Genomic DNA, 2,926 nt, shown 5'->3' with positions numbered 1-2,926 from the left:
GAACGGGGAAACTCTGCAAACAGCCCAGCCTAAGACGCGCGTCTATTTCTTGTCAGAGCATCGCACGCCTGACAGTTCGCACGGTGGCGGGGGAGAACAACGCACCACCTAAAAAAAGCGGCGGTACAGCAGCAGCCAAGGCCAGTGAACAGCAGAACCAGACGAGTACCAGCAAGGCGCAGAGGGGGAGCGACGCGATGTCGTACCGATAGTGCTGGTTATGGCCGATTATCCTATTTATTTAGGAGGGTCGACCTGTGGAGACGCGCAGCGGCGACATCCTTTTCCTCGGCGAAGCCGGCTTGTCTTTTAAGTCCTTTTTAAAACAAAAAATTTGATTGCGCGCGGAGCGCAAAGGGTCATGTTGGCACCATTCTCCCTGGGCGATTGTGTGTCAATCTTTGGGCAACTTGTTGTCCTAGATTGTCCACATGAGACCCAACCCAAATAAGTTTACGCTGCGTAAATTTTCAGATGTGCTTTTTGCCCTGTTGTCTCATAAATAGTCTCATAAAAGGTCTCATAAAAAGTCTCATAATTCGTTATGAGACTTTTTATGAGACGGCTGATCAAAAAATTGATTTCATTTTTAATCTTTTAAGGGAATTTTTAACCCGTTAAACGAGCCGATTTTCTGAACGAAAATCAACACGTTAGGGCTTCGCCCTCTTGGCTATTTTCCGGCGCTGAACGCACCTCCCAATGGTCAATTCACCGCCCCCGTCAGGCCGTCTGCGACGGCTGACCACCCCCCTAAGGGAGCCACTCAAACAACACGATTTTTAACGCGTTGCTAAATCGGATGTTTGCGGGTCCGTTTGGCTGGAAAAATAGCGCCGGTTCGCTCGGTTTTTCATCCCTTGCTTCGGCTTATTTTTCCGGCCAAAGCGGATCTCTTCGAGCCTCCATTATGGTGGTGGTCAGCCCTCTTCGAGAGGCCGACGGGGGCGAAAGGAAATTGAACGCGTTGCGCTGACTTTTGGCCCCTGAACAGGCCAACGTCAGTCGACCGAAAAAATGACCGTGGGCGGCCATTTTCTCTTGGCCCCACTTTGGGAAGCGGGGCCATCGATTCAACCCCGAACCCTTTTTATCTGTTTCGAACGCGAGCGTTCGAGAGCCACCGATCCGGCGCCAATTAAAATTGGCTTGTCTCGGCAGCGACGGATAAAGATTTGGGCGGCACACCTGACGCAGTGGCACTGCCATAGGATAAACCCAGTCTTCACCTGGGGTAGCGGTGCAACGATAGTTTTGGTGATTGGTTGCACTTTTCCCCTTTCAAGCGAGTGCTGGCAAGGGCTAGAAGTGCAACGACACTTGAGATGAAAAGATCTAAAAACAGGCGTTTAAGCGTGAATTTTGGTGAAGTGCGAAACCGGTTTCAGCACCCTCTCAAACGGCCTCAAAAGCGTTATAAACTTTCAGGCGGTTTCGATGGGTATCTGCCTAGGTTTATTGGTTAAAATAGCGCTGTGGGCCATTGAGAGGCGAGAAAGGGGTAAAACAACGGCTATTCTTGGCTATTTACCATAATGACCGTTTTGCGCATCGATTATTGAAGACGAGAGTTACGTTAACGGAGATTGGAATAACTAAAAATACTAAAATAATTTTAGTCAAACTATTTGACTATGAGGTCAAATGATTCATACTCTGTACGCATAGGTAAGAGAGGGAATTGTCGGATTGTAAAAGCCCCTCCACCCGCGCAACGACGTTTAATTTTAAGTTAACGTTTCTCGGGAGAGATTTAAGGTTGAGCGACGCAAATGCGTATAATAGGTAATCTGGAGATATTTTGCCCTCGTTAAAGGTCATTCTTTACGAGGGCTTTACTTTTTCTGCTTATTTTTCTTTCTTCTCCTTGTTCGTTTAGAAAATCGAGCTGTCTCAAATGCTTTTCTTCCCTCTAAAATATTTTTTAACAGAACGCTTAATGGACGTAATTCGTCGCGAGAACTTTTGGTTATTTTTTTTATTTTTTGTAATCGATTATCTTTTTCTATTTGTTCAATATATGCAGTTTCAATCAGTAAATTTATTGTATTGCCTGAAATTTTTGTTAATTTAAACATTAAAAGAAAAGCATATCCTTCATCTAGGTCATCTAGTTCAAACATGCATGAAAAGCATGTTTTATCATCACCTTTATTAGCTAATATACATCTGTTTTTCAAAGTTTCTTGAGGTGCTTTAAAAAAGCGAGGTATGTAAAAGCTAGATTTGTATTTCTCTGTATCAAAAATTCTTTTTTCTTTTTCTATCGGAGCGTTTTGCCTTAATGCAAGATCGTCGGGGTTGCCTTTCTTATATTGGTAAGAAGTTAACAGAGATCCTTTTTTTTTGTATTCGTTTAAAAGTTGCTCGTCAACATCCTTCAATTTTCTTGAATATACGTGATTGGTGCAAAAAATATTAACGGTGACAGATCTTGTTTCACCATTTGACAATACCAAGTCAATTGAGACCGATAGGTCTTTTATGTGAGAAAGAGAGTATTCTTTATCGTCAATGATTATCGTATCTGGTTTAGGTGTGGTGGCCATGTTTTCGCTTTTATAGAGTCATGGTTACATTTTACCCAAATGAACAAGACTCATCTATGCCGAACATATGTTGTTGATATTTATTCTTTTAGAATTTACTATCTGAATGTAAAAAAAAACCGCCTGAAGGCGGTCTTTTTTAAAGGTTTAGCGGTGCTGGTAACACCCTGAACCACGGGAAACACCTCTGAGAAAGTGATTCCTAAAACTGTTCGTGTAGTTTAGCTGGCTACACACCAGCCTTTCAAGCTTTTCTAGTCACTTTCTCAAATCTTTTGTGTTTCCCTTGCCGCTGCTTTGGTGTTTTTTCAGCATGGCTCGAGGGATTGGATCAGTGTTTGTTGCCCTCTGAAAGCCGCAGCGGTCGGGCTGAACGG

1 protein-coding gene is annotated in these 2,926 nt (G+C 43.5%); it reads right to left on the bottom strand.

Features of this window, described 5'->3' with window-relative positions:
• Window positions 1-1,835: 1,835 nt before the first annotated feature.
• The gene (locus ABTQ23_RS21075; protein WP_408617733.1) at window positions 1,836-2,549 is read right to left on the bottom strand and encodes a YjaZ family protein; all 714 of its coding nucleotides are present in this window, start codon (window positions 2,547-2,549) and stop codon (window positions 1,836-1,838) included.
• Window positions 2,550-2,926 lie beyond the last annotated feature (377 nt).

It is taken from the genome of Celerinatantimonas sediminis (assembly GCF_046054195.1).
In the GTDB taxonomy this organism is placed as follows: Bacteria; Pseudomonadota; Gammaproteobacteria; order Enterobacterales; family Celerinatantimonadaceae; genus Celerinatantimonas.
The sequence above is the reverse complement of the archived record's forward strand: the minus strand, read 5'-3'. Positions and strand labels throughout refer to the sequence as shown.

What these genes read in the sequence shown, in the direction of transcription:
- ABTQ23_RS21075 (WP_408617733.1), bottom strand. Translation starts at nt 2,549, where the DNA reads ATGGCCACCACACCTAAACCAGATACGATAATCATTGACGATAAAGAA.